Source organism: Stenotrophomonas hibiscicola ATCC 19867 (genome assembly GCF_000382065.1).
GTDB lineage: Bacteria > Pseudomonadota > Gammaproteobacteria > Xanthomonadales > Xanthomonadaceae > Stenotrophomonas > Stenotrophomonas hibiscicola.
Genome location: NZ_KB907498.1, coordinates 481067 through 506680, shown reverse-complemented (window position 1 = coordinate 506680; position 25614 = coordinate 481067). Strand labels below are relative to the sequence as shown.

21 protein-coding genes are annotated in these 25614 nt (G+C 67.6%); 8 read left to right on the top strand and 13 right to left on the bottom strand.

Annotated features, from left to right (window positions below; genetic code table 11):
- Nucleotides 1-4: 4 nt before the first annotated feature.
- The 7 genes from G370_RS0102525 to G370_RS0102495 all read right to left on the bottom strand — a co-directional run bounded on the left by G370_RS0102525 (nucleotide 5) and on the right by G370_RS0102495 (nucleotide 5519).
- The gene (locus tag G370_RS0102525) at nucleotides 5-403 is read right to left on the bottom strand and encodes a DMT family transporter (protein ID WP_019659193.1); all 399 of its coding nucleotides are present in this window, start codon (nucleotides 401-403) and stop codon (nucleotides 5-7) included.
- Nucleotides 400-759: an EamA family transporter gene (locus tag G370_RS0102520; RefSeq protein WP_019659192.1), complete on the bottom strand. Its 360-nt coding sequence runs from the start codon at nucleotides 757-759 to the stop codon at nucleotides 400-402. The genes G370_RS0102525 and G370_RS0102520 overlap by 4 nt, the downstream gene beginning before the upstream one ends.
- Before the next feature lies 1 nt (nucleotide 760).
- Nucleotides 761-1597 carry an alpha/beta hydrolase gene (locus tag G370_RS0102515; RefSeq protein WP_019659191.1) on the bottom strand — a complete coding sequence of 279 codons (837 nt, stop codon included), beginning with the start codon at nucleotides 1595-1597 and terminating at the stop codon, nucleotides 761-763.
- A gap of 79 nt (nucleotides 1598-1676) precedes the next feature.
- Nucleotides 1677-3056, bottom strand: coding sequence for a sensor histidine kinase (locus G370_RS0102510; protein WP_019659190.1), 1380 nt, complete (start codon nucleotides 3054-3056; stop codon nucleotides 1677-1679).
- A complete protein-coding gene (locus G370_RS0102505) occupies nucleotides 3053-3736 on the bottom strand; it encodes a response regulator (protein ID WP_019659189.1) in 684 nt (227 codons plus the stop codon). The genes G370_RS0102510 and G370_RS0102505 overlap by 4 nt, the downstream gene beginning before the upstream one ends.
- Nucleotides 3737-3868: 132 nt before the next feature.
- On the bottom strand, nucleotides 3869-4996 hold the full coding sequence (locus G370_RS0102500) for a metallophosphoesterase (RefSeq protein ID WP_019659188.1): 1128 nt from the start codon (nucleotides 4994-4996) through the stop codon (nucleotides 3869-3871).
- 73 nt (nucleotides 4997-5069) lie between these two features.
- On the bottom strand, nucleotides 5070-5519 hold the full coding sequence (locus G370_RS0102495) for a winged helix-turn-helix transcriptional regulator (protein WP_019659187.1): 450 nt from the start codon (nucleotides 5517-5519) through the stop codon (nucleotides 5070-5072).
- A gap of 89 nt (nucleotides 5520-5608) precedes the next feature.
- Here G370_RS0102495 and G370_RS0102490 point away from each other — a divergent pair, with 89 nt between their 5' ends.
- Nucleotides 5609-6811: an MFS transporter gene (locus tag G370_RS0102490; RefSeq protein WP_425423315.1), complete on the top strand. Its 1203-nt coding sequence runs from the start codon at nucleotides 5609-5611 to the stop codon at nucleotides 6809-6811.
- Nucleotides 6812-6906: 95 nt separating this feature from the next.
- Here G370_RS0102490 and G370_RS0102485 read toward each other — a convergent pair whose 3' ends face one another.
- Nucleotides 6907-8322: a GGDEF domain-containing protein gene (locus G370_RS0102485; protein WP_026346930.1), complete on the bottom strand. Its 1416-nt coding sequence runs from the start codon at nucleotides 8320-8322 to the stop codon at nucleotides 6907-6909.
- A 286-nt stretch (nucleotides 8323-8608) separates the two neighbouring features.
- On the opposite strand from G370_RS0102485, the gene G370_RS0102480 reads away from it, so the two are divergent.
- Together G370_RS0102480 and G370_RS0102475 are read left to right on the top strand one after the other, a co-directional pair.
- Complete coding sequence (locus G370_RS0102480; RefSeq protein ID WP_019659184.1) at nucleotides 8609-10858, top strand: TonB-dependent siderophore receptor; 2250 nt, start codon at nucleotides 8609-8611, stop codon at nucleotides 10856-10858.
- 140 nt (nucleotides 10859-10998) lie between these two features.
- Nucleotides 10999-11979: a cation diffusion facilitator family transporter gene (locus G370_RS0102475; RefSeq protein WP_019659183.1), complete on the top strand. Its 981-nt coding sequence runs from the start codon at nucleotides 10999-11001 to the stop codon at nucleotides 11977-11979.
- 207 nt (nucleotides 11980-12186) lie between these two features.
- Here the strand turns inward: G370_RS0102475 and nfi are convergent, their stop codons facing one another.
- Nucleotides 12187-12861: a deoxyribonuclease V gene (gene nfi, locus G370_RS0102470; RefSeq protein WP_019659182.1), complete on the bottom strand. Its 675-nt coding sequence runs from the start codon at nucleotides 12859-12861 to the stop codon at nucleotides 12187-12189.
- Nucleotides 12862-12954: 93 nt separating this feature from the next.
- On the opposite strand from nfi, the gene gpmA reads away from it, so the two are divergent.
- Both gpmA and G370_RS0102460 read left to right on the top strand, forming a co-directional pair.
- Nucleotides 12955-13704, top strand: a complete 750-nt coding sequence (gene gpmA, locus G370_RS0102465; RefSeq protein WP_019659181.1) for a 2,3-diphosphoglycerate-dependent phosphoglycerate mutase — start codon at nucleotides 12955-12957, stop codon at nucleotides 13702-13704.
- A 209-nt stretch (nucleotides 13705-13913) separates the two neighbouring features.
- Nucleotides 13914-16007 (top strand): M13 family metallopeptidase, encoded by a 2094-nt coding sequence (locus G370_RS0102460; RefSeq protein WP_019659180.1) that lies wholly within the window; start codon nucleotides 13914-13916, stop codon nucleotides 16005-16007.
- Nucleotides 16008-16221: 214 nt separating this feature from the next.
- Here the strand turns inward: G370_RS0102460 and G370_RS0102455 are convergent, their stop codons facing one another.
- The 4 genes from G370_RS0102455 to G370_RS0102440 form a co-directional block, all read right to left on the bottom strand.
- Nucleotides 16222-16839, bottom strand: a complete 618-nt coding sequence (locus tag G370_RS0102455) for an HD-GYP domain-containing protein (protein WP_019659179.1) — start codon at nucleotides 16837-16839, stop codon at nucleotides 16222-16224.
- Between the two features lie 49 nt (nucleotides 16840-16888).
- On the bottom strand, nucleotides 16889-20353 hold the full coding sequence (gene mfd, locus G370_RS0102450) for a transcription-repair coupling factor (RefSeq protein ID WP_019659178.1): 3465 nt from the start codon (nucleotides 20351-20353) through the stop codon (nucleotides 16889-16891).
- 127 nt (nucleotides 20354-20480) lie between these two features.
- Nucleotides 20481-21026 (bottom strand): GNAT family N-acetyltransferase, encoded by a 546-nt coding sequence (locus G370_RS0102445; protein ID WP_019659177.1) that lies wholly within the window; start codon nucleotides 21024-21026, stop codon nucleotides 20481-20483.
- A 95-nt stretch (nucleotides 21027-21121) separates the two neighbouring features.
- Complete coding sequence (locus G370_RS0102440) at nucleotides 21122-21979, bottom strand: 23S rRNA (adenine(2030)-N(6))-methyltransferase RlmJ (protein ID WP_019659176.1); 858 nt, start codon at nucleotides 21977-21979, stop codon at nucleotides 21122-21124.
- Nucleotides 21980-22014: 35 nt separating this feature from the next.
- On the opposite strand from G370_RS0102440, the gene creB reads away from it, so the two are divergent.
- The 3 genes from creB (at nucleotide 22015) to creD (ending at nucleotide 25605) form a co-directional block, all read left to right on the top strand.
- Nucleotides 22015-22740, top strand: coding sequence for a two-component system response regulator CreB (gene creB / locus G370_RS0102435; RefSeq protein WP_019659175.1), 726 nt, complete (start codon nucleotides 22015-22017; stop codon nucleotides 22738-22740).
- Nucleotides 22741-22743: 3 nt separating this feature from the next.
- On the top strand, nucleotides 22744-24204 hold the full coding sequence (gene creC / locus G370_RS0102430; RefSeq protein WP_019659174.1) for a two-component system sensor histidine kinase CreC: 1461 nt from the start codon (nucleotides 22744-22746) through the stop codon (nucleotides 24202-24204).
- Between the two features lie 81 nt (nucleotides 24205-24285).
- A complete protein-coding gene (gene creD / locus G370_RS0102425; RefSeq protein WP_019659173.1) occupies nucleotides 24286-25605 on the top strand; it encodes a cell envelope integrity protein CreD in 1320 nt (439 codons plus the stop codon).
- Nucleotides 25606-25614 lie beyond the last annotated feature (9 nt).

Here is a 25614-nt window from a genome sequence, read left to right as displayed (position 1 = left end):
GCGCTCATGGCGTGCTTGCGGCGGGGCTGTGTGGATCGTCTGCTTCGGCGCGACCGAGGCAGGCGATGCCGGCCACGATCAGGACCGCACCGACCAGGTGGTGCAGGGTCAGTGGTTCGTTCAACAGCCACGCCGACAGCAGCAGCACGCTGATCACTTCCAGGTGCGAAGCCGCGAACGCCGGACCGATCGGCGCATGCCGCAGCAGGCTCATCCAGGTGAAGAATGCCCCCACGTAGCCGAGGATGGCGCCGTACACCCACGGCTGCGACAGCACGCGCAGCAGCCACGCCGTGTTGGCCTCCACCGGCAGCGCGGCGTCGCCGGCGTATTTGAAGCACAGCTGGGCCAGTGTGTCGAAGGCCATCAGCAGCGGGAAGCCGATTACATACAGGCGCCTCATGAGCCGGCCCCCACCACCGCCACGCCCGCCGTGACCAGCAGCATGCCGGTCACCCGCAATGGCGTGAGCTTTTCGCGGAACAGGATGCGGCCGGCGATCATCAGCGCGACGATGTTGATCGAGCCAAGCAGCACGCCCTTGGACAATGGAACCAGCGACAGGAACGCAATCCAGGCGACGAACTCAAACACGTAGCAGGCGATGCCGATCCACAGCCAGGGGCGGCTGAGCATGTGTTTCCAGCGTTGCAGTCCCTCACCCTCCTGCGGATCGCTGGCGGCGGCCTTGAAGGCGAGCTGGCCACCGGTATCGAGTACCACATTGGCCAGCCACAACAGCGTGGCAAGTGCCCCCATCTCAGGCCACCGCCTTGAGCGCGCCGCTGCGTTCGCCGATCCCGGCGAAGAAGCGCGCGCTGCGGCGGATCACCTCTCGACGTTCGCGGTCGATGGTGATCATGTGGTAACTGTCCTCCAGCACCACCAGTTCCTTTGGGCCGCTGACCCGCGACATCACCAGTTCGGCATTTCCCATGCTGGCCACGTCGTCCTCGCGGGCGTGCATCACCAGGCATGGTGCGGTGACCTGGTGCAGGTGGCGGCGGGTCCAGTTGCTCAGCGCACGCATCTCGGCCAGCGCGTGCCAGGGATTGCCCGGCAGGCCGGCGGCGGCGCTGTCGCCGGACAGCATGGCGGCGCTGACCTGCGCACGGAGGCGCTCGTCGCGAAGGCCGTACGGCGGTTCTTCCATGAACATGCGGTCGCGGCCGATGTTGAAGCGTTTGAACCAAGGCAACAGGAACGAGAGGCGGGCGACGGCGGGAATGTTCCAGCCGTCGTAGCGGAACGTGGCGCCATATACGCCGACGCCGGACACCCAGTCCGGTCGTCGGGCAGCAAGTGCCAGCGACAGCACCGCGCCCATCGACAGGCCGCCCACGAACAGCTGGTCGACCTTGCCGCGCAGGGTGGCCGCCGCATCCTCCACGCCCTGGTACCACTGTTCCCAGGTGGTCGCCAGCAGGTCATCCACGCTGCCGCAATGGCCGGGCAGCTGCACGCCGTGTACGGTGAAGCCGGCGTTGTTCAGGCCCTTGCCCAGCATGCGCATTTCCGCCGGGGTACCGGTCAGGCCATGGACCAGCAGCACGCCCTGGCGGCCACCGGGGAGGAAGAAGTCGTGCGATTCGGTCACCTGGCGGCTCCGGGACGGCAGTGGGGAGGGTCAGGATCGCAAGCGCGATTTTCGCCAGCCTTTCAGCGTCCCGGCCGGGTCAGGATGCCTTCAGCAGCGGCAGCGAGATGGCGACCTTCAGTCCACCACCGGGCCGGTTGAGGAAGCTCAGGCGGCCGCCGAAGTGTTCCACCGCTTCGTGGGCGATGGCCAGGCCCAGGCCAGTCCCGCTGGCAGTGGTGCCGGGGGCGCGGAAGAAGCGCTCGCCCAATCGTGGCATCAGCTCCTCGGGTACGCCGGGTCCGTTGTCCTCCACGTACAGTTCGACGTCATTGTCATCCAGCGCATGCACGCCGACGGTGACGGTTGCACCGCGGCCGGCATAGCGCAGCGCATTGTCGATCAGGTTGTCCAGTGCCTCCTGCAGCTGGGCACCGTTGCCGAGCACGCGCAGAGGGTGGGGACTGCCGAGGTAGCCCAGGTCGATGCCGTCGCGGATCGCTTCGGGCACGCGCATGCCGACCCACTGTGGCACCCGTTCGCACAGGTCCAGTGCCTCCACGGTATCGGGCACGGTCTGCGCCCGGCTCAGCGCCAGCAGCTGGGTGCTGACCCGCGCGGTGCGCTGGTTGAGCCGGCGGATGTGCTGCAGTGCCTCGCGCACCGTGTCCGGGTCGCCATGCGCCAGTGCCTGGTCCACGTGCAGGGCCATGCCGGCCAACGGCGAGCGCAGCTGGTGCGCGGCGTCGGCGATGAAACGGTTCTGCAGGGTGATCATTTCCGCCTGGCGGGCAAACAGATCGTCGATGGTGCTGATCAGCGGCTGGATCTCCTCCGGCACGTCGGCGTCGGAGATCGGCGCCAGTTCGCCGCGGCGCTGTGCCAGGCGGGTCCTCAGCGGGGTCAGGATGCGCAGGCCATGGGTCACCCCGAACCAGACCAGTGCGGCGGTGCCCAGCGCCAGCATGGTCATCAGCGGGATGATGATCATCAGGATCTCGCGCGCGCGCTGGCGTCGTTCGGCCATGCTTTCGGCCACCGTCACCGCCAGCTGGTCCTGCGGATCGTTCATCGCACGCGTGCAGACGGTGGCCATGCGCACCGGCTGGCCGTTGAGAATGCCGTCGTACAGGGTGGGGTCCACGCCGGTGCATTCCTGCGAAGGCGCGTAGGCACTGAAATCCGCATTGCCGCTGAGTGTCCCCTGGCGGCTGCTGTCGACGTTGAAATAGCGATGGCCGTCGGGCTCGTACTCGATCAGGAAGCGCGCCTGCGGTGACAGCTCGCTGGTCACCGGCATGCCGCTCAGCATCTGCGCGAAGGAGTGCGTGTCGTCGATGAGGTTGCGGTCGTGGATGCGGTTGGAGTAGTCCAGCGCAACGTAGTAGGCCAGGATCGTATTGAAAGTGAGCAGGGCCAGCATCGGCAGCGCCAGGAAGGCAAGCAGGCGCCGGCGCAGGCTGGGCGGTCCACTGATCACGGGGCGCTGTCGTCCTGCGCGTCTTCCAGCATGTAGCCCAGCCCGCGCACGGTGCGGATGCCCATGCCGCCCGGCTGCAGCTTGCGGCGCAGGCGGTGCAGGGCGATGTCCAGGCCGTTGTCGGTGAGGTCCTGGCCCCAGTCGCACAGCGCTTCCACCAGCTGCGCACGCGATACGATGCGCTCGGCGCGAACGGCCAGCGCCGACAGCAGGCCGAACTCGCGTGCGGTCAGTTCAAGTGATTGGTCGTCGATCCAGACGCGGTGCCCGGCCAAGTCCAGGCGCAAGCGGCCGACGCGCAGGTCCGGATTACCATTGCTGGTGACCCGGCGCAGCTGTGCTCGCACGCGGGCTTCGAATTCGTCCAGTGCGAACGGCTTGACCAGGTAGTCATCGGCGCCGAGGTCGAGCACGCGTACCCGCTCGGCCAGGCCGTCACGTGCGGTCACCACCAGCACCGCCAGGCCATCGCCGCGCTGGCGCAGGCGTTGCAGCACGTCGCGGCCATCCAGTTGCGGCAGGCCCAGGTCCAGCACCAGCAGCGCGTACTGCGTCGAGCCCAGTGCAGCATCGGCGTGCGCACCGTTGTCGACGTGGTCGACCACGTGCCCCTGCCGGCGCAGCGAGGCGCACAGGCCGGAGGCGATATCCGGGTCGTCTTCAGCAATCAGAACGCGCATGCGCGAGGCTCCTGTAACGGTCAGGCCCACCGGATGGACGGGTTGGGCCTCTCGGCTGCCGAAGGGTAGCCGCAAACCGGGTGAAGGTGGAGCGCGCCGGCACCTCCCGACGCCGTCGCGCTGTCCCTCCATTCAGTCCTGCAGGCCCGGCTCACCCAGCGCCAGTGGCACCCGCGAACCATCCAGCAGGCCACGGCTGAGCTTGCCATCCTCGATGAACAGCAGTTCGCCGTTCTCGCCGTTCTTGATGCTGCTGTCGATCGCGATTACGCGGTCGCCATGGAAGCTGCTGACGTGCGGCATCGAAGTGTGGCCGACCACGATGCGGGTGAGCTGCAGGCGGTCGAGCACGGCCTGTACCCCCGCGGTGTCGAGGCGGCCATCGAAATAGCCGCGGTACCAGATCGGGCTGGTCTTGCCGTCATACAGCGGTGCCGTGGCCGGGTCGGCCTTCACTTCGGCCTTGGGCAGGCCCAGCGAGGCCTGATAGGCCGCGTTGGTGCGTGCCGGGTCCAGCGCCAGCTGCACCGCCTCGGGCGAGATGCCGCCGTGCAGGAACAGGGTATCGCCGATCTTCAGCAGCACCGGACGGGTGCGCAGCCACTGCCCGATCACCGAATCGGCACCATACAGCTGCGGGTAGCTGCGGCCCAGCAGCTGGGCGCTGCGCAGGTACTTCGGGTTGACGTAGCGCAGGTCGTCGTACAGCACCATGGTTTCGTGGTTGCCGAGCACGAAGTGCACGGCGCCACCGGCGGCGGCCGCCTGCTGCTGCAGGCCGTAGAGCAGCCAGAACGCCTCGGTCACCTGCGGGCCGCGGTCGAACACGTCGCCGGCGATGACCAGTGTGTCCTTGCCCAGCGCCCAGCGATCCTCCGCGTCGATCACGTGGTGGGCGCGCAGCAGGCGCACCAGCAGCCCGTACTGGCCATGGATGTCCGACAGCGCGACGATGCGCGGTGCAGCCGGCAGCACGGAAATCGAAGGTGCATTCGGCGCGGCCACATGTACGGTGTGCTCGTAGCCACAGCGCGGCGCGATATCGGTGCCCGCCGTGTTGATGGCCAGCGTGCGCGACTCGACCTTGTCGTCGCAGATCCACTTGGCCTGCAGCTGGTCGCCCTGGCGGAACACATAGGGGCCATCGGCCTGCACGTGGTCGGCGGGCGCGGCAACCTCGCGGGCCTGCGTGGTTGCTGTGGCGCAGGCCAGCAGCGGCAACAGCAGGGCGGTCAGCAGGGAAGGGCGACAGCGCGACATCGGCGGCATCCAGCGGCGGAAAGATCCGATGCTAACCGGCGCGGGCGTCCGTCGGTGTGCGCGAGTGGGCGGATCAGGCGCCGCGCCGGTCGTCCTTGAGCTTGCGCACGCGGGTGGCGGCGGCCTGCAGCGGCTGACCGTCGCGCCCGTGTGGCTGCATGTAGGGCAGTGGTCGCCGCGTGCTGGATTCGATCAACTGCGAATGGGTTTCACCGGCGCTGAAGCGATGGCGTTCTCCCCACTGGCGCAGCGCGACCAGCAGCGGGAACAGTTCCTGGCCGGCGTGGGTGAGCACGTATTCCTGGTAGGCCGAGCCATCGGAGGCCGGTTGCAGTTGCAGGATGCCGGCCTCGACCAGCCTGCGCAGGCGATCGCTGAGGATGTTGCGCGCCGCGCCGAGGCTGCGCTGGAAGTCGCCGAAGCGGCTGACGCCGTCGAAGGCATCGCGAATCACCAGCAGTGCCCAGCGATCACCGAGCAGGTCGGCGCTGCGGGCAACGGGGCAGGGACTGTTGGCGTGCATGCTGGGGCCTCCGAATGTGGTTGCAGTTTAAAACCAATGGCGATAGCCTGCATCAAGTTTCAAATTGCAACTACATCATGAGCGCATCGATGTCCCGCCCATTGCTGACCCTGCTCGCGGTCGCGGCCGGCGCCAGCGTGGCCAACGTCTATTACGCGCAACCGCTGCTGGATCGGCTGGCACAGGCCTTCGCACTGGACCGTGCCGTGGCGGGCGCAGTGTTGGCGGCAACCCAGGCTGGCAGCGTGCTTGCATTGCTCGGCCTGCTGCCGCTGGCCGATCGCGGTGACCGGCGGCGCCTGCTGCGGCTGCAGCTGGCGGCACTGGTGGCGGCCCTGCTGTGGCTGGCAGCGGCACGCACGACCGGTTGGCTGCTGTCGGCCATGCTGCTGGCCGGACTGCTGGGCACCGCGCTCACCCAGGGCTTGATCGCCTATACGGCAGCGATGGCTCCGGCCGCGCAGCGCGGGCGCGTGGTGGGGGTGGTGCAGGGTGGGGTGTTCATCGGGCTGCTGCTGGCGCGTGTGCTGTCCGGCACGGTGGCGGCCATTGCCGGCTGGCAAGCGGTCTATCTGCTTTCGGCAGCGCTGATGGCGGCCTTGGCCGTACTGCTGTGGCGGCGCCTGCCGGCCGTGCCGATACCCGCAGTGCCGCCGCGCTGGCGCGACCTGATCGGCTCGATGCTGGGCATGCTGCGCCGGAATCGGACGCTGCGCGAGCGCGGGCCGCTGGCATTGCTGCTGTTTGCCGGCCTCAATGTGTTCTGGGCGGCGGCACCCTTGCCGCTGTCGGCACCGCCGCTGCACTGGTCGACCGCAGCCATCGGCGCGCTCGGCCTGGCCGGGGTGGCAGGTGCATTGATGGCGTCGCGGGTCGGGCACTGGATGGACCGTGGTTTCGCGCATCGGGTCAGCCTCGGCGCGCTGTTGTTGATGCTGGTCGCGTGGTGGCCGCTGCTGGGCCTGCCGCGTTCGCTGTCCTTGCTTTTGCTGGGTGTGGTCGTGCTCGACCTCGGCGGCCAGGCACTCCATGTCTCGAACCAGGCATTGTTGCTGCGTGCACCGACAGAACAGCATGGGCGCCTGGTGGCGTTGTACATGTTGTTCTATGCAGTTGGCAGTGGGGCGGGTGCGGCTGCGGGGCCTTGGGTGCAGGCCCGGCATGGCTGGCCAGCAGTGTGCCTGTTGGGCGCCGGCATCGCGCTGCTGGCGCTGCTGTGGTGGGCAGCATGGCGGGTGGTGGCGTTCAACGCATCGGCTGGCGCGCGAACCGGTAGAGTCGACTGTCGGTAGAGTCGACTGTCAGTCGACTGCTCTTCGCCCCGCGTGCGAAAAATCCCGCGCTGCGCGCGATAGTCGACCAGCGGTCGACTCTACCTGTCCTGTCGTCATCGCTGCAGTGCACGCCGCCCCGGGGCTTCCTGCAGGTCCGCGCTGGCCACCACCACGCGGTTGCGGCCGCTGCGCTTGGCCTCGTACATCGCCGCGTCGGCACGTGCCATCAACCGTTCGTAGTCCGGATGACCATCGTGACCGGCCACGCCGATGCTGGCGGTCAGCTCCAGCACCTGGCCATTGGCTAGTGCTACCGGTGATTGTGCGATCTGCCGGCGCAGGCTCTCGGCGATCACCGAGGCCTGTGACTCGCTGGCGGCCACCAGCACCACCACGAATTCTTCGCCGCCATAGCGGAACAGGTAGTCGCTGCCCCGCGTGAGTTGGCCGAGCAGGCCGGCCACGTGCTGCAACGCGCGGTCGCCGGCATCGTGGCCGTGGCCGTCGTTGATCGCCTTGAAGTGATCCAGGTCGAGCAGCAGCAGCGAGAACGGCGTGCCGTTGCGCGTGGCCAGCTCGATTTCCCGGCGCAGCACGGTCGGCAGGAACCGGCGGTTGAGCAGGTTGGTCAGCGCATCGCTGCCGGCATCCAGTTCGCCGATGCGCTCGAACAGCAGGGTCATCAGGGTGCGGATGGCGGCCAGATCCTCGCGGATGGCCGGCAGCACCGCCAGCCGCTGCGCCGGGGCATCGTTGCTTGCCTGTTGCAGGTTCCCGTCGATGCGGGCCATCAGCTGGCCGACCTGCTGGGTTTCGCTGCTCTCGCCGAAGCTGGGGATGCCCTTGTGGGTGAACCACAGGCCGAATTCCGAGGTCGCCAGGCTGGCGCTTTCGCCGGCCTGCACGTGGCCGGCCAGTGCGTACAGCAGTGCGTTTTCCCAGTCCAGCAGCAGGGCGCGCTGGCGCTCGCGCTCGGTGCTGACGTTCTGCACCAGCGAGAACAACCGGTAGGCCGCATCGGCACGGGTGGATCGTTCGCGCGCATGGGTGTAGGCCAGGGTCATGCCTTCCATGGCGATGTCCATGATCGCGCTGAGGCAGTCGATGGCGGCGAACGCGGTGGCACTGTCGGGTGCGTCGTCGCGCAGGCGCACGAACAGCTCGTGCTTGAGCACGCGCGCGCCGCGGGTGACCAGGTCGACCGGAATGCCGACCCGGGCATGCACATCGCCGATCACCCGTTGCGAGGCCACGGCACTGGCGATCCTGTCGCGATCAGTGGTCAGCAGTTGCACCAGCCAGCGCTGCATGGCCGGCTGCAGGCGCTGCTTGACCTGGTCGTGGGACAGGAAGCGGCGTGCACGCCCGTCCTGCAGCAGCACTTCGTAAAAGCGCTGTGCCAGCACGGCTGGGGCATCGGTGGCAGCGGCCTTGAGCAGCGCGGTGGCGGCAGGGCCAGCCTGTTGCAGGCAGTGCTGCCAGGCTTCGGCCAGCGGCTGGCTGGCATCGTCCAGTTGCGGTGTTTCCACGTCGATCTCTGACTGCGTACGGCAAACCACGGGTATCGGCCGTGGCGGCGTGCGGTTGATGGCGGGTTAGCCGGCCAGTTTACGCGCGGTGCAGCGTTGCACGGTGCGCAAAGCACATCCGTGCCCCTGCGGCAATGAGTGAACGCATTTGAGAATCACTCGCATTGATGGGAGAATGTACGCACGGATCGGGCCGCAGGCGACTGCAGCGACGCTCCGCCTCCCCCTTGTCGTTGCCTCAAGCCCATTGCCAGAGGCCCCGTAGCCCTGCCAGAAGGTCCAGATCATGTCTCCTGCCGTTGTCCTCTCGCCGCGCCCGCTGGCGCTTGCCGTTGCCGCCCTGCTGGCGGGCAGCGCCCTGGCCGCCCGGGCCGAGACCGACGCCACCGATATCGACACGGTGCACGTCACCGCCTCGCAGATCGCGCGCCAGGCGCTGGGTACCTCGACCATCACCGCCGAGGACATCGCCAGGCGCCCGCCGGCCAACGACATCGCCGAACTGCTGCGCACCATGCCGGGCGTCAACCTGACCGGCAACAGCGCCTCGGGCCAGTACGGCAACAACCGCCAGATCGACCTGCGTGGCATGGGCCCGGAAAACACCCTTATCCTGGTCGACGGCAAGCGCGTCGGTGCCCGTGATGCCGTGCGCATGGGGCGCAGCGGCGAGCGCAATACCCGCGGCGATACCAACTGGGTCCCGGCGGAAATGATCGAGCGCATCGAAGTGCTGCGCGGCCCGGCGGCGGCACGCTACGGCTCCGGTGCGTCCGGCGGCGTGGTCAACATCATCACCAAGCACCCGACCGGCGATCTGACCGGTGCGGTCGACCTGTTTGGGTTGGTGCCCGAGCACAGTGCCGAAGGGGGCAGCGAGCGCGTCGGCCTGCAGCTCAGCGGGCCGATGACCGATACCCTGTCGTTCCGCCTGTACGGCAATCTCAACAGGACCGACGCCGATTCGCTGGACCTCAATCGCCGGTACGCGACGAATCCGAACGCGGTGCCGCCAGCCGGCCGCGAGGGTGTCAAGAACCGCGACGTCAACGCGCTGCTGCGCTGGGACGTGACCGCCAACCAGGTGGTGGAGTTCGAAGCCGGCACCAGCCGCCAGGGCAACATCTACGCCGGCGACCGCGCCGTCAGCACCACCGGTACCTCGACCGGCGTCGATCTGGCGGCACTGGCCGAGGGCGAAGCGGAGACCAACCGCATGTACCGCAACACCGGTGCGGTCACCCACCGCGGCCGTTGGGGTGATGTCACTTCGCGGGTGACGGCCGCAGTCGAGGCGGTCAACAACTCGCGCATCAATGAAGGCCTGGCCGGTGGCCCGGAAGGCAGCTTCAACGGCACCGACTGGTCTACCTCGCGCCTGCGCAACTACCAGCTGGATGGCGAAGTGAGCTTCCCGACCGCGCTGGGCGGCGCAGAGAACATCTGGACGCTCGGCTTTGAATACCTGGACAGCCGCCTGACCGATCCGTATTCGATGAGCCAGTCCAGCAGCAGCGGCGGCGGTATTCCAGGGTTGTCGGCCGACCGTGCGCGGGGCAAGGCCGACGCGCAGACCACGGCGGCGTTCGTGGAAGACAACATCTACCTGGGCGAGCGCTGGATCGTTACCCCGGGCCTGCGCTTCGACCACCACAGCCAGTTCGGCAACAACACCAGCCCCAGCTTCAATGCGCAGTTCCGCATCAACAGCGACTGGGTGGTGAAGGGCGGCATTGCCCGCGCGTTCAAGGCGCCGAACCTGTACCAGTCGAATCCGGACTATCTCTACTACACCCGCGGCAACGGCTGCCCCAATGCGCTGCCGAGCCTGGGCGCCGGTTGCTACATGCGCGGCAACGCGGACCTGAAGGCGGAAACCAGCCTGAACAAGGAACTGGGCATCGAGTGGGCACCGCAGAGCGGCTGGCAGGCGTCGTTGACCTACTTCCACAACGATTACAAGGACAAGATCCAGGCCGGATACACCCAGATCGGGCTGACCGCCGACACCAAGGGCCGCATCTTCCGCTGGGAGAACGCGCCGAAGGCGATCGTGCAGGGGCTGGAAGGCAACCTGGTCATTCCGCTGCTGGGCGAGCAGGGCAACCGCCTGAAGTGGAGCAACAACTTCACCTACATGGTGGAAAACGAGAACAAGACCACGCACCAGCCGTTGTCGGTGATTCCGAAGTACACGATCAACACCATGCTGGACTGGCAGGCCACCGACAGGCTGTCCGTGTTGCTGACCGGCACCTTCTACGGCAGGCAGGAACCGGCCACGACCAACATCAACAACGACCCGCGCTGCACTGGCAGCTGCGATGCATCGATCGCGCTGCAGGATCGTGGCGCGTACAACATCTGGGGCGTGAGCGCGCGCTACAAGGTGACCGAGACGGTCAGCTTCGGTTTCGGAGTGAACAATCTGGCCGACAAGCGCTTGTTCCGCGAGGCCAACAGCAGCGATGCCGGGGCGGCGACCTATAACGAGCCGGGCCGCGCATACTGGGCCAGCCTGCGCTTCGGCTTCTGACCGCAGGCGGTCGTCGGTCTGCAGCCCTCGCCGGGCCATGCCCGGCGAGGGCTCGTGTGGCCTGCAATGTTATAAACATCGTAATAGTCTCCCCCGCCGGCACCGCGTAGCCTGCACCGCATCGCAAAGGAGCTGTTGCCATGGGCCACGACCACGACCACCTGCCATCCCAGATCCGCCACGAGAAACCCCTGTGGTGGGCACTCGGCCTGACCACCACCTTCCTCGTCGTCGAAGTGGTGGGCGCGTTCTGGACCAACAGCCTGGCGCTGCTGTCCGATGCCGCGCACATGGCTACCGATGCATTGGCGCTGATGATCGCGCTGGTGGCGGTGCGGCTGAGCCGGCGCCCGCCCGACGCGCGCCGCACCTACGGCTATGCACGCCTGGAAGCGCTGGGCGCGATGATCAACGGTGCCATGCTGTTCGTGGTCGCCGCCTACATCCTGTGGGAGGCGGTCGGCCGTTTCCGCCAGCCGCAGGAGATCGCCTCCTCCGGCATGCTGGTGATTGCTGCGGCGGGCCTGGTCATCAACCTGATCTCGATGCGCCTGCTGCAGGCGGGCAGTGGCGAGAGCCTCAACGTGAAGGGCGCCTACCTGGAAGTATGGGCCGACATGCTCGGCTCGGTGGCGGTGATTGCGGGTGCGGTGCTGATCCAGTTCACCGGCTGGAAGCCGATCGATCCGATCCTGGCGGTGCTGATCGGCCTGTGGGTATTGCCGCGCACCTGGGTGCTGATGCGCGAGGCGATCAACGTGCTGCTGGAAGGCGTGCCCAAGGGCATGGACGTGGCCAAGGTGCGCGACAGCCTGTCCAGCCATGCCGCGGTAATGGACGTGCATGACCTGCACGTGTGGGCGCTGGCCTCCAGCACGCCGGCGCTGACCGCGCATGTCGTGATGCGCGACGGCACCGATGCCGATGCGCTGCGCCGTGAGCTGAGCGGGCGCCTGCACGATGACTTCGGTATCGAGCACGTGACACTGCAGATTGAAGCGGACCATTGTGGCGAAGCCTGTGGCGGGCCGGCGCCGGCCAAGGGCGGCGGACACGAGGGCCACGAGGGCCACGACCATGGCGAGGACGCGCAGGGCCATCGTGGCCACGTGCATCGTTGAATGGCATAAGAGAGACGCCGGCTGGGTGAAACCGGCTGGTCGAAATCGACGGGGCGAAACCGCCCTGGTAGAGTCGACTATTAGCCGACTGCTCTCCCGCGAGGCTGCGACGAAGCCCGCGCTGCGCGCGATAGTCAACTGACAGTAGACTCTACCCAATCGTCCCGACACGACCGCGCAGGCTGCCTCCGTCCAGAGCAGCGAAGGTCATTCGTCCCGCCGCGAGGCCAGCCGATCCGCCAGCCGGGTTGGCTCCGGAAGCCGATAGCCACGCAGGGTGTGCTGCACCCAGCCCAGCGCGGTGTCGGCACTGACCCGATGGCCACCGGCCACGAACAGCGGCTTGCAGCGCACCTTGCTGCGCAGCACCCAGCCCAGTTGCTCGTCGCCATCCAGCAGCGGTGTATGCGCACCAGCTTCGGCGCCCGGTTCGACGAACCTTCCCACCAGTTTCGATTTCGCCACGCCGATGCTCGGCAGATCGGTGACCACGCCAAGATGCGCGGCGACGCCAAGCCGGCGCGGATGGCTGATGCCGTGGCCATCGACGAACACCAGGTCCGGCGTTCGTGGCAGCAGTGCCAGTGCGGCCAGCAATGCCGGCAGCTCGCGGAAGCTGAGCAGGCCCGGGATATAGGGCATCAGTGTGGGAACCCGCGCGATCTCCTGCGCCACGGGCTGCAGCGTCTTTGCATCCAGCAGTACCGCCGCGGCGCGGGTGATGGCGCCGTTGTCTTCGAAGCCGACATCCATCCCGGCCAGCCAGCGCACGCTGCGTGGCAGGCGGTCCTGGTGCTCCACGCGGCCCGCCAGTTGCAGCTGCTGCGCACGGGCGGCAGCGACGCTGCCTTCCCAGCGCCCGGGATCGATCACCGTATTCATGGGTCACAGCATCGCACGGGCGGCGCCACGGCCCGGTGAGCGGCGGCCGGGCTACAATGGCGGCCTGCCTATCCTCGCGTTGGAGACCCTGCAGTGACCCGTAGACTCGTACTGTTGCGCCATGGCCAGAGCCAGTGGAACCTGGACAACCGCTTCACCGGCTGGGTCGATGTTGACCTGACCGAGCAGGGGCGTCGCGAAGCGGCCGCCGCCGGTCGCCTGATGCGCGAGGAAGGCCTGCAGTTCGACGTTGCGCACACCTCGGTGCTCAAGCGCGCCATCCACACCCTGCAGGGTGCGCTGGCCGAGCTGGAGCAGGACTGGCTGCCGGTGAACAAGTCCTGGCGCCTCAATGAGCGCCACTACGGCGGCCTGCAGGGCCTGGACAAGGCCGAGACCGCGGCCAAGCACGGCGAGGAGCAGGTCAAGGTGTGGCGTCGTTCGTACGACATCCCGCCGCCGCCGATGGAACTGGAAGATCCGGGCCACCCGATCCATGACCGCCGTTACGCCGGTCTGGACCGCAACGCGCTGCCGGGCACCGAGTCGCTGGCCACCACCCTGGATCGCGTGCTGCCGTACTGGCACGACGCCATCGCCCCGCAGCTGAAGGACGGCAAGACCGTGCTGGTCACCGCCCACGGCAACTCGCTGCGCGCGCTGTACAAGTACCTCAACAATGTCTCGCGCGAGGAAATCCTCGAGCTGAACATCCCGACCGGCATCCCGCTGCTGTTCGAACTGAACGATGACCTGACCGTGCAGTCGTTCCGCTACCTGGGCGACCCGGAAGCGGCGCGCAAGGCCGCCGAAGCCGTGGCCAACCAGGGCAAGGCGAAATAAGAAGCAGAAGGCCGGCGCAAGCCGGCCTTCGCTTTTGTAGAGCCGAGTCCACGCTCGGCTGCTTTGGGCTTTTGCCGCACGAAGCATGAACCCGGAACGGAGAGCAGTCGAGCATGGCTCGACTCTACAGAAGGACGCTCTGTGACCTTTGGCCGGTCCCCAACCTCACGCCCCCGGCTACCCTGTGAAATTACCCGCAGGAGAGCCTCATGAACGTCCGCAACCTGGTCCCGCTGGGCCTGACCATCGCCATCGCTGCTTCGCTGGCGGCCTGTGGCAAGAATGACGCCGCACCGGCGGCCAGCGCCGACGCCAAGCCAGCCTTCGACCTGTCGCAGATCAAGACGCCGCTGATTTCGCTCAACAGCGCTGATCTCGATCCGTCCATCTCCGCCTGTACCGACCTCAATGGCTTCGTCAACAGCAAGTGGCTGAAGGCCAACCCGGTGCCGGGTGACCAGACCACCTGGGGCAGCTTCGAGATCCTGCGTGAGCGCTCGCTGGAAGTGCAGCACGCGCTGGTCCAGCAGGCCGCCGCCAGCCAGGCCAAGGCCGGTTCGGTGGAAGCCAAGATCGGTGACATCTGGAAGACCGGCAACGACGAAGCCAAGATCGAAGCCGCCGGCCTGGCGCCGCTGCAGCCGCAGCTGGACAAGATCACTGCACTGAACGACACCGCTGCCATCACCCGGTACCTGCGCGACAGCCAGGCCGAGGGCAAGGGCGTGCTGTTCTCGCTGTTCGCCAATGCCGACTACAAGGATTCGGCCAACGTCATCGCCTACGTCGGCCAGGGCGGCCTGGGCCTGCCGGAGAAGGGCTACTACTTCGACGATGCGCAGGCCAAGATCCGCGACGCCTACGTGGCCTACATCGCACAGGTGCTGACCCTGTCCGGCGTGGACGCGGCGCAGGCCGCCGAGCAGGCCAAGGCCGTGATGGCCTTCGAAACCCGCCTGGCCAAGGCCTCGATGTCGCGCATCGAAATGCGTGACCCGGCCAAGCGCTACAACCCGCTCAGCGCCGCAGACGCCGACAAGCTGACCCCCAACTTCAGCTGGACCGCGCTGTTCGACACCCTGAAGGTGCCAGCCGCACAGAAGTTCTCGCTGGCGCAGCCGGGCTTCTTCGGTGAAATGGACAAGATGCTCGCCGATGTGCCGGCCAGTACCTGGCAGGCCTACCTGCGCTTCCACACCATCGACGATGCCTCGCCGTACCTGAGCAGCCAGTTCGAGAAGGCCAACTTCGATTTCTACGGCACCACCCTGCGTGGCCAGAAGGAAATGCAGCCGCGCTGGAAGCGCGTGCTGGAGTCGGTCAACGGTGGCATGGGTGAGGCCCTGGGCCAGCTGTACGTCGACGCCGTGTTCCCGGCCGAGTCGAAGGTGGCCATGCAGCACCTGGTGGAAAACCTGTCACAGGCGCTGAAGGCGCGGCTGGAACAGCTGCCGTGGATGGGCGAAGAAACCAAGAAGAAGGCACTGGAGAAGTGGGCCAGCTTCACCCCGAAGATCGGCTACCCGGACAAGTGGCGTGACTGGGCGGGCCTGCAGACCAACGGCGACAGCTACCTGGGCAACATGCAGGCGGCGCGTGCGTTCAACTACCGCTACATGCTGGACAAGATCGGCAAGCCGGTGGACAAGACCGAGTGGGGCATGACCCCGCAGACCGTCAACGCGTACTACAACGCCACCAAGAACGAGATCGTGTTCCCGGCGGCGATCCTGCAGGCGCCGTTCTTCGACGCCAAGGCCGATCCGGCACTGAACTACGGCGGCATCGGTGCGGTCATCGGCCACGAGATGATGCACGGCTACGACGACTCGGGCAGCCAGTTCGCCGCCAACGGCAACTTCGACAACTGGTGGACCGACGCCGACCGCAAGGCCTTCACCGAGCGTACCGACCAGCTGGTCGCACAGTTCGATGGCTATGAGTCGGTGCCGGGCGTGTTCGTGAAGGGCAAGCTGACCCTGGGCGAGAACATCGGCGACCTGGGCGGCCTGACCGTGGCCTATGACGCGCTGCAGATGGCGCTGAAGGAAGACCCGAAGGCGAATGTCGAGGTCGATGGCCACAGCCAGGACCAGCGCTTCTTCATGAACTGGGCCACGGTGTGGCGCCGCAATTTCACCGATGGTGAGCTGCGCGTCCGCCTCAACACCGATCCGCATGCGCCGGCCAACTTCCGTGCCAACGGTGCACCGTCGAACATGCCTTCGTTCGCGGCCGCCTTCCAGTGCAAGGCCGGCGATGCAATGGTGCGTGCCGACGACAAGCGCGTGGTGATCTGGTAATCGATCACCCGTGATGCGTGGAGCGAAAGGCCCGGCGAACGCCGGGCCTTTTGTCTTCCAGGCCGGCAGCGCAGCGGCGGCTGGTAGAGTCGACTGTTAGTCGACTATCGCGCGCAGCGCGGGATTTTCGCGGTCTGGACGAAGAGCAGTCGACCAACGGTCGACTCTACAGGTGCGTCGGCGGGCGCGTCAGTTCATGCCCGGCGGCGGGCAGCTACGCCAGCGCCGGTTCCCGCTCCAGCATGCGATGGAAGCGTTGCAGCACGTACGGATCCACCAGCCCGCCGGCCTGCTCGTCGATGATCCGCAATGCGGCCTCATGCTCCATCGCATTGCGATACGGGCGCACGCTGGTCATCGCATCGTAGGCATCGGCGATGGTGACGATGCGCGCACCCAGCGGGATGGATTCGCCGCGCAGCCCATCGGGGTAGCCGCTGCCATCGAAGGCCTCGTGATGGGCACGGATCAGCTGCGCGACCGGCGCGGCGTCACTGCGACCGGTCGCCAGGAAGATGTGTTCGCCGCGCACCGGATGCTCACGCATGATCGCGCGTTCCTCGTCGGTATGGCGGCGCGGGGCCAGCAGCACCTCGTCGGGAATGCCGATCTTGCCGATGTCATGGAAGCGCGCGGCCAGGCCGACCTGTGCACAGGCCTCCTGACCCAGGTCGCAGTGCGCGGCCAGGCACTGCGCGAGCAGGCCGACGCGGTCGCAGTGGTGGCGGGTGTAGGCGTCGCGCATCTGCAGCGACATCGAGAGCGCATCGATCAGGCAGGACTGCGCGTGCAGCAGGTCGGGGGCGGGTACGGCGTCAGGGAGCATGGTCATCCGCCCGCACCGGGTGGGGACCGGTGCGGGGTGTTCGGGGGGGGGGCGATCAACCCGGGGCGAGGGTGGTCAGAAGGGCGCGGGCCGCATTGAAGCGGTCTTCCGGCAACGGCAGCGGGTGCTTGATGCGCAGCTTGTCGGGCCCTTCCATGGCGTAGAGGTTCGGCTGTTTCTGGATCAGCTGGATCACCGCCATCGGGTCGATGTTCGGCTTGGACTCGAACACGATGCGGCCACCGTTCTCGCCCAGGTCCAGCTTGCGGATGCCCAGCGTGTTGGCCTTGAGCTTCAGCTCGGCGATGGCGAACAGGTGCTTGGCCGCATCCGGCAGCAGGCCGAAGCGGTCGATCATCTCCACCTGCAGCTCGCGCAGCGCATCGGTGTCGCGCGCGCTGGAAATACGCTTGTACAGGGTCAGGCGCGTGTGCACGTCCGGCAGGTAGTCTTCCGGGATCAGCGCCGGCACATGCAGCTCGACCTCGGCACCGCGCACTTCTTCACCGGCATCCAGGTCGGGCAGCTTGCCCTGCTTGATGCTGCGTACCGCGCGTTCCAGCAGCTCGGTATAGAGGCTGAAGCCGACCTCGGCCATCTGCCCGCTCTGGTCCTCGCCAAGCAGTTCACCGGCGCCGCGGATTTCCAGATCGTGCGTGGCCAGGGTGAAGCCGGCGCCCAGCTCGTCCATCGAGGCGATCGCTTCCAGGCGCTTCTCGGCGTCGGGTGTGATCGCGCGACGGTCGGGGGTGATCAGGTAGGCGTAGGCACGGTGGTGCGAACGACCGACGCGGCCGCGCAGCTGGTGCAGCTGGGCCAGGCCGAAACGGTCGGCACGGTTGATGATGATGGTGTTGGCGTTGGGGATGTCGATGCCCGATTCGATGATCGTGGTCGACAGCAGCACGTTGAAACGCTGCTTCTGGAAATCCAGCATCACCTTTTCCAGTTCGCGCTCGGGCATCTGCCCGTGGGCGATGCCGATGCGTGCCTCCGGCACCAGCTCGGACAGCTCGCGCTGCATGCGGCCGATGCTCTCCACGTCGTTGTGCAGGAAGTACAGCTGGCCACCGCGCGCGAGCTCGCGCTGGAAGGCTTCGCGCAGCAGCGCGTTGTCCCACTGGGTGATGAAGGTCTGCACCGCCAGCCGGTTCGGCGGCGGCGTGGCGATGATCGACAGGTCGCGCAGGCCGGCCATGGCCATGTTGAGCGTGCGCGGGATCGGCGTGGCGGTCAGCGTCAGCAGGTGCACGTTGGCGCGCAGCGCCTTCAGCGCCTCCTTCTGGCGCACGCCGAATCGCTGCTCCTCGTCGACGATGACCATGCCCAGGTCCTTGAACTTCACGTCCGGCTGCAGCAGGCGATGGGTGCCGACGATGACGTCGATGGTGCCGGCAGCGACCTTTTCCAGTTCGGCCTTGATTTCCTTGCTGGTCTTGAAGCGCGACAGCACCTCGACCTTCAGCGGGTAATCGGCGAAGCGGTCGCGGAAGTTGCGGTAGTGCTGTTCGGCCAGCAGCGTGGTCGGCACCAGCACGGCCACCTGCTTGCCGGCACTGGCGGCGGCGAACGCGGCGCGCACCGCCACCTCGGTCTTGCCGAAGCCGACGTCGCCGCAGACCACGCGGTCCATCGGCTGGCTGCTGGCCAGGTCGCGCAGGGTCGCATCGATCGCGGCCAGCTGGTCCGGGGTCTCCTCGAACGGGAAACCGGCCGCGAACGGCTCGTACATCGCGCGGTCGACCTGCAGTGCCAGGCCGGCACGCGCCTGGCGGCGGGCCTGGATCTCCAGCAGCTCGGCAGCAACGTCGCGTACTTTCTCGGCGGCCTTGCGCTTGGCCTTGCTCCACTGCTCGCCACCGAGCGAATGCAGCGGCGCGGTTTCCGCCGACGCACCGGAATAGCGGCTGATCAGGTGCAGCTGGGCGACCGGCACATACAGGCGGTCGCCCTTGGCATATTCGATTTCGAGGAACTCGCCGGGCATGCCGCCGACGTCCATCGCGATCAGGCCACGATAGCGGCCGACGCCATGATCCTCGTGCACGATCGGCGCGCCCTCGGTCAGTTCACCGAGGTCGCGGATGATCGCTTCCGGCTCGCGGCCGGCACGGCGCGTGCGCCGGGTGCTGCCGGCGCGCTCGGGGAACAGCTGGCGCTCGGTCAGCACCGCGATGCGCGGATCGTCCAGCGCGAAGCCATCCTCCAGCGGTGCCACCGCGATCGAGAAGCGCGCGTCGTCGGCGAGGAAGCTGGGCAGGTCGGCCACCACCGGCGGCTTCAGCTCGGCGGCCTGCAGCACTTCCAGCAGCGCCTCGCGGCGGCCGGGTGAATCGGCGGCGATCAGTACCCGGCCCGGATAATGGCCGAGGAAGGATTTCAGCGCATCGCCGGCGGGGGCTTCGCGCGCGGCCACCGGCAGCGGTGGCAGCGGCTGGTCGCCCAGCGCGTGCGCGTCGGCGATGCGCGCATGGTCAGCCGCCCACACCTCGATGCGCGGGGCATCGTTCAGGCGCTCGCGCAGCAGCTCCGGCGACAGGTACAACGCCGAAGGCGGCAGCAGCGGGCGCTCCACATCATGGCGGCGCTGCTCATAGCGGTCCGCGGTCTGCGCCCAGAATGCGGCGGACGCTTCATACGCACCGGCGCAGACCACCGGCAGGCTGCCGTCGGGCAGGTAGTCGAACAGGGTCGCGGTGCGTTCGAAAAACAGCGGCAGGTAGTACTCGACGCCGGCCGGGGCCAGCCCGGACTTCAGATCCTGGTACAGCGAACTGCGCCGGGTATCCACATCGAAACGCTCGCGCAGCGAGGCCAGCACGCGTGCGATGCTGGCCTCGTCCATCGGCACTTCGCGGCCGGGCAGCATGTGCACCGCCTCGACCTTGTCCAGCGAACGCTGGCTTTCCGGATCGAAGGCACGGATCGAGTCGATGTCCTCGTCCAGTAGTTCTACCCGCAGCGGCTCGTCGGCGCCCATCGGGAACACGTCCAGCAGGCCGCCGCGCACGGCGAAGTCGCCCGGATCCATCACCTGCGGCACGTTGCGGTAGCCGGCGCTTTCCAGGCGGCGCTTCTCGGCCTCCAGGTCCAGGCGCTGGCCGACCTTCAGGTCGAAGCTGCCACCGATCACATAGCTGCGCGGGGCCAGCTGCTGCAGCAGGGTCTGCACCGGCACGATCACCAGGCCACGCTTCAGCGTGGGCAGGCGGTGCAGGGCAGCCAAGCGCTGCGAGATGATGTCCGGATGCGGGCTGAAGCGGTCGTAGGGCAGGGTTTCCCAGTCAGGGAAGGCGACCACCGGCAGGGCCGGGTCGCCGCCAAGCAGGGTCTGCAGGTCGGCTTCAAGCTGGTTGGCACCGTGGTTGTCACGGGCGATCACCAGCAGCGGGGCGTCGTGCGCGCGCGCGGCCTGGGCCAGGTACCAGGCCAGGGCGGTCGGAGAGGCGGGGGCGCGCCACCAGGCGCGGAGCTGGCCGGCACGCGGCAGCGGCGGGGCGGGGTATGAGGTACGCGACATGGACTCCGGATTTTAGCAGAAGCCCCTGCCGGGCCCATGATCGTGACGTGAGCGGGTGTAGCGCCGGGCCAAGCCCGGCGAGCGCAGCGGTTGAATCAACGTCGCCGGGCAGGGCCCGACGCATCCGTCAGTTGTCCAGCTCCAGCACCATCCGCACCAGGCCTTCGGCACCGTTCGGATGCGGCACCGGCTTGAAGCCCAGCGAGGCGGCCAGCTGCTTCATTGGCTCGTTCTCGGCGGCAACGTCGCCGTACAGGCGGTCCAGGTACTTGCCGCGGCCCCACTTCACCAGCTTGCGCATCAGCTGCCGGCCCAGGCCCTGGCCGATCAGGAAGCGGCTGATCAGGATCGCGTACTCGGCTTCACGGGTGCCGGGGATGATCGAGGCCCGGGCAACCGCGCCGACCACCGCTTCGCCAGCGGGCAGGGACTCGGCTGCGACCAGGGTGATCTCGGTCTTGGGGTTCGGGTGGGTCAGGCGCTGGGTAGTCTCCGGCGACAGTTCGGTCACCGCCTGCAGGAAACGATCACGGATTTCTTCCGGCCCGAACAGGCTGAATGCCGCTTGCAGCGGTGCGCCATCTTCCGGGCGGATGGGGCGGATCAGCAGCTCGTGGCCGCTGGGAGCCTTGAAGATCTCATGCCAGGGCGGCATGCGGTTGCGAGTGGCCATACCGGGTGATTCCTTGGTGGTCCATCGATTGTGGCATCACCGGGGCTGCATTCCGTGAACGGAAGGCTCACGGCGGTACAGCCTCGTGAAGGCCGTTATTCGGGTGCTTTGAGCCAATCCAGGCGGGTGCTGGCACCGGGTTCGCCCAGGTGCTGGCGCAGCGCCGGCAGGGCCGGGCCGACCACCCGGTCGAACTGCCAGGGCGGGTTGAGCAGCAGCATGCCGCTGCCGTTGAGCCGCAGCGGCGAGTCGTCAGGGCGCACCAGGAACTCGATCGTCATCGCCGACTTGACCGGCAGGGCAGTGGCCTTGCGCAGGAAGTGCAGGATGGTGCGCCGCTGCTTGATCGGGAACCAGACCGCACAGGTGGCCTGCGGCCAGCGTGCCAAGGTCTCGGCCAGGGCGGCCAGGACGTTCTGGTATTCCGCGTCCTGGGCCTCGTACGGCGGGTCGATCAGGACCAGGCCACGGCCGATCTTGCTGCCGTTGAACTTCGGCGGCAGCAGCGAGCGCAGCAGGGCATAGCCATCGCCGACGCGCACGTCGACGCGGCTGTCATGGGCGAACAGGGCCTTCAGCGTGGCCGTTTCGGCCTCCTGAAGTTCACAGACCGCCATGCGGTCCTGCGCGCGCATGGCCTGTGCGCTCAACAGCGGCGAGCCCGGGTAGTTGGTCAGCGCGCCCACCGGATTGTCGGCCTGCACCGCCTTCAGGTAGCGCTCGACCACCTCGGGCAGCTTGGGCTGGGCCATCAGCCGCATGATTCCGGACTCGGCCTCCAGCGTCTTGCGGCTCTCTTCGCTGGCCAGCAGGTAGCGGCCGGCACCGCCGTGGGTATCGAGCACGAAGAACGGGCTGTCCTTGCGCTTGAAGCTGTCGATCAGGGCCAGCTGCACGATGTGCTTGAGCACATCGGCGTGGTTGCCGGCATGGAAGGCGTGGCGGTAGTTCATGGGCGGCAGTGTACGGGGCGGCGGCCGCAGCGGCTATGCTGCGCGCCATGACAGCTCCCGTTGCCCATGTCCTGGTGGTCGAGGACGAAGCCGCCATCGCCGAAACCGTGCTCTATGCGCTGCGCAGCGAAGGCTATGCCGCCAGCCACTGCCTGCTCGGCGGCGAGGCCCTGCAACGGCTGCAGGCCGGCGATATCGACGTGGTGGTGCTGGACGTGGGCCTGCCCGACCTGGGCGGTTTCGAGGTGTGCCGGCGGCTGCGCGCGCAGCCCGGGCCGGCGGCCCAGCTGCCGGTGATCTTCCTGACCGCCCGCAACGATGAAGTGGACCGCGTGCTGGGCCTGGAACTGGGCGCCGACGATTACATGACCAAGCCGTTCTCGCCGCGCGAACTCGTGGCGCGGGTGCGTGCGCGCCTGCGCCGCGCGGCACCGGTCAACGCAGGACCCAGCGCCGATGCGGGCTGGCAGGAACATGGCGCCTTTGCCATCGACCGCGAAGGTCGGCGTATCCGCTTCCGCGGCCAGGCACTGGACCTGACCCGCTACGAGTACGCGCTGCTGGAAGCGCTGCTGCAGCGCCCGGGCGCCATCCTCAGCCGTGCCCAGCTGATGGACCGTGGCTGGGACAGCAGTGCCGACAGCGCCGACCGCACCGTTGATACGCATGTAAAGACGCTGCGCGCCAAGCTGCGCGCGGCCGGTGCCAGCGAAGACCCCATCCGCACCCACCGTGGCCTTGGCTACGCGCTGGAGGTCTAGCCGATGCGCCTGGTATTGAAGCTGTTCCTCGGCTTCTTCCTGATAACCGGCATCGCCGCGTTCTTCGTGATGCGCGTGTTCGTCAACGAAGTGAAGCCCGGCGTGCGCCAGGCGATGGAATCGACCCTGGTCGATGCGGCCAACGTGCTGGCCGAGATGGCCGCCGCCGACGTCAAGGCCGGCACCATCGGCAGCGGCAGCTTCACCCGCAACCTCGCCAAGGCGCGGCAGCGTGACCTGAAAGCGATGGTCTGGCGCTTTCCCAAGCGCTCACTGGACTACCGGGTGACCATCACCGATGCCAAGGGCATCGTCATCTACGACTCGCTGGGCCGCGACCTGGGGCGCGACAACTCGCGCTGGAATGATGTCTATCGCACCCTGCGTGGCGAGTACGGTGCCCGCTCCAGCCCGGAAACGCCGGGCGAGGAAGGCAATACGGTGATGCATGTGGCGGCGCCGGTATACGACCCGGACGATGGGCGCACGCTGATCGGCGTGCTCAGCCTGGCCCAGCCCAACCGCAGCATCGATCCGTTCATCGCTGCAAGCCAACGCGCCATCATCGAGCGCGGCGCCTGGTTGATCGGATTGTCGGCGCTGGTCGGCGTGCTGGTGACGATGTGGCTCACCACGGGCCTTGGCCAGCTCAGCCGCTACGCGCGTGCGGTCAGCGCCGGCGAACCGGTGCCACCCCCGCGGCGGCGCCGCGACGAGATCGGCGACCTGGGCCAGGCACTGGAAACGATGCGCCGCAAGCTGGAGGGCAAGGCCTACGTCGAGCAGTACGTGCAGTCGCTGACGCATGAAATGAAGAGTCCGCTGGCGGCGATCCGCGGTGCCGCCGAGCTGCTGCAGGAGCCGCTGCCGGAGGCCGACCGCGTGCATTTTGCACGCAGCATCGTCGATCAGCAGGAGCGGCTGACCGAGACGATCGACAAGCTGCTGGCGCTGGCCGAAGTGGAACAGCACGGCTGGCTGCAGACCCGCGATCCGATCGCGCTGCCAACCTTGCTGGCCGATGCGGCGGCGGCCGCGCAGGTGCGTGCGCAGGCGGCCGGCGTGCAGGTGCGCATCGGCAGCGTACCCGACATGCGCGTGCAGGGTGATGCCTATCTGCTGCGGCAGGCGTTGCACAACCTGATCGACAACGCCATTGCCTTCTCACCGCCCGGCGCGGACATCGCGCTGCTGGCCGAGGTGGACGGGCAGGGCGTACGCCTGCAGGTAGCGGATCGCGGTGCCGGCATTCCCGACTACGCGCGCGAACGGGTGTTCGAACGCTTCTATTCGTTGGCCCGCCCCGGCAGTGGTCGGCGCAGTTCCGGCCTGGGCCTGCCGTTCGTGCAGGAAGTCGCGCGCCTGCACGATGGGCGCGCCAGTGCCGATGCCCGCGACGGCGGCGGTACCGTGGCCAGCCTATGGTTGCCGCTGGGTACACCAGGCCAGCGCCCCCGCCGCTGACTTCACATTCGCTTCAAATTCGCCACAAACCCCGCTCACCGTGGCGGTCCATCCTGCAGTCCTCTCCAACGAGGATGGACCATGAAATCCCTGAAGATGCTGCTGCGCTTCGCCATTGTCGGCGGCCTGATCCTGCTGCTGCTGGTTCCGCTGACGATGATCCGCAGTGTCATCAACGAACGCAGTGCGTACCGCGACGAGGCTTTCTCGCGGGTGGCCGACAGCCGCGCCGGCGCACAGCAGCTGGTGGGCCCGGTGCGGGTGGTGCCATGGGTGGAACGCAAGCAGGTTGAACTGGTCGACCCGCTGGGCGTCAAGAAGACCGAAGTGCAGGTCACCGAGGGGCACTGGCTGCAGATGCCGGCATCGCTGGAGGTGGGCGGCGAAATGCTGCCGAGCCAGCGTGAGGTGGGGCTGTTCAAGGTGCCGGTGTACAGCTGGAACGGCCAGATGAAGGCGACCTTCGCCGCAGACGATTACCCGGTGAAGGCGGGCCGCAGTTACGGCCAGCCGTATGTGGCGGTGGGGGTTTCCGATGTCCGTGGCCTGGTCGGCACGCCGAACCTGCGCGTGGATGGCAAGCAGCTGCGTTTGCTGCCGGGTGTTGGTGCGGCCGGCGAGATCGGGCGGGGCCTGCATGCACCGGTGGCCGGTTTCGATGCGGATCAGGGCGGCACGCTGGCCGCCAGCACCGTTGAACTGGAGCTGCGCCTGGATGGCAGTCGCATGCTGTCGGTGGTGCCGGTGGGCGATGACACCCACATCGCGCTGCGTTCGAGCTGGCCGCATCCGTCGTTCAGCGGAGCTTTCCTGCCCAACGAGCGCCGCGTTGATGCGCAGGGATTCGATGCGCGCTGGGCGGTGTCCTCGCTGGCCTCCGACGCACAGCGGCAGCTGCGCAATGACGGTTCGGTGGACTCGCAGGCGGTGACGGTGTCGCTGGTCGATCCGGTCGATACCTACACCCAGGCCGACCGTGCCTCGAAGTACGGCGTGCTGTTCGTGCTGCTGACCTTCCTCGGCTTCATCCTGTTCGAGCTGATCAAGTCGCTGCGCATCCACCCGCTGCAGTACCTGATGGTCGGCCTGGCGCTGGCGATCTTCTTCCTGCTGCTGATCAGCCTGTCCGAGCACATCGCGTTCTGGAAGGCCTACCTGGTTTCGGCGGTGGCCTGCATCGGCCTGCAGGCGGTGTACCTGGCCAATGTGCTGGGCCACTGGAAGCGCGGCTTCGGCTTCGCGGCGCTGCTGACCGTGCTGTACGGCGCGCTGTATGGCCTGCTGGTGTCGGAGAACAATGCGCTGCTGATGGGTTCGCTGCTGCTGTTCGTGATCCTGGCGCTGGCGATGTGGGTGACCCGTCGGGTGGACTGGTACGCGCTCGGCGCGGACCTGAAGTAAGGAGCAGGC

What these genes read in the sequence shown, in the direction of transcription:
- G370_RS0102525 (WP_019659193.1), bottom strand. Translation starts at nt 403, where the DNA reads ATGAGGCGCCTGTATGTAATCGGCTTCCCGCTGCTGATGGCCTTCGAC.
- G370_RS0102520 (WP_019659192.1), bottom strand. Translation starts at nt 759, where the DNA reads ATGGGGGCACTTGCCACGCTGTTGTGGCTGGCCAATGTGGTACTCGAT.
- G370_RS0102505 (WP_019659189.1), bottom strand. Translation starts at nt 3,736, where the DNA reads ATGCGCGTTCTGATTGCTGAAGACGACCCGGATATCGCCTCCGGCCTG.
- G370_RS0102500 (WP_019659188.1), bottom strand. Translation starts at nt 4,996, where the DNA reads ATGTCGCGCTGTCGCCCTTCCCTGCTGACCGCCCTGCTGTTGCCGCTG.
- G370_RS0102495 (WP_019659187.1), bottom strand. Translation starts at nt 5,519, where the DNA reads ATGCACGCCAACAGTCCCTGCCCCGTTGCCCGCAGCGCCGACCTGCTC.
- G370_RS0102490 (WP_425423315.1), top strand. Translation starts at nt 5,609, where the DNA reads ATGTCCCGCCCATTGCTGACCCTGCTCGCGGTCGCGGCCGGCGCCAGC.
- G370_RS0102480 (WP_019659184.1), top strand. Translation starts at nt 8,609, where the DNA reads ATGTCTCCTGCCGTTGTCCTCTCGCCGCGCCCGCTGGCGCTTGCCGTT.
- G370_RS0102475 (WP_019659183.1), top strand. Translation starts at nt 10,999, where the DNA reads ATGGGCCACGACCACGACCACCTGCCATCCCAGATCCGCCACGAGAAA.
- nfi (WP_019659182.1), bottom strand. Translation starts at nt 12,861, where the DNA reads ATGAATACGGTGATCGATCCCGGGCGCTGGGAAGGCAGCGTCGCTGCC.
- G370_RS0102460 (WP_019659180.1), top strand. Translation starts at nt 13,914, where the DNA reads ATGAACGTCCGCAACCTGGTCCCGCTGGGCCTGACCATCGCCATCGCT.
- G370_RS0102455 (WP_019659179.1), bottom strand. Translation starts at nt 16,839, where the DNA reads ATGACCATGCTCCCTGACGCCGTACCCGCCCCCGACCTGCTGCACGCG.
- mfd (WP_019659178.1), bottom strand. Translation starts at nt 20,353, where the DNA reads ATGTCGCGTACCTCATACCCCGCCCCGCCGCTGCCGCGTGCCGGCCAG.
- G370_RS0102445 (WP_019659177.1), bottom strand. Translation starts at nt 21,026, where the DNA reads ATGGCCACTCGCAACCGCATGCCGCCCTGGCATGAGATCTTCAAGGCT.
- G370_RS0102440 (WP_019659176.1), bottom strand. Translation starts at nt 21,979, where the DNA reads ATGAACTACCGCCACGCCTTCCATGCCGGCAACCACGCCGATGTGCTC.
- creB (WP_019659175.1), top strand. Translation starts at nt 22,015, where the DNA reads ATGCTGCGCGCCATGACAGCTCCCGTTGCCCATGTCCTGGTGGTCGAG.
- creC (WP_019659174.1), top strand. Translation starts at nt 22,744, where the DNA reads ATGCGCCTGGTATTGAAGCTGTTCCTCGGCTTCTTCCTGATAACCGGC.
- creD (WP_019659173.1), top strand. Translation starts at nt 24,286, where the DNA reads ATGAAATCCCTGAAGATGCTGCTGCGCTTCGCCATTGTCGGCGGCCTG.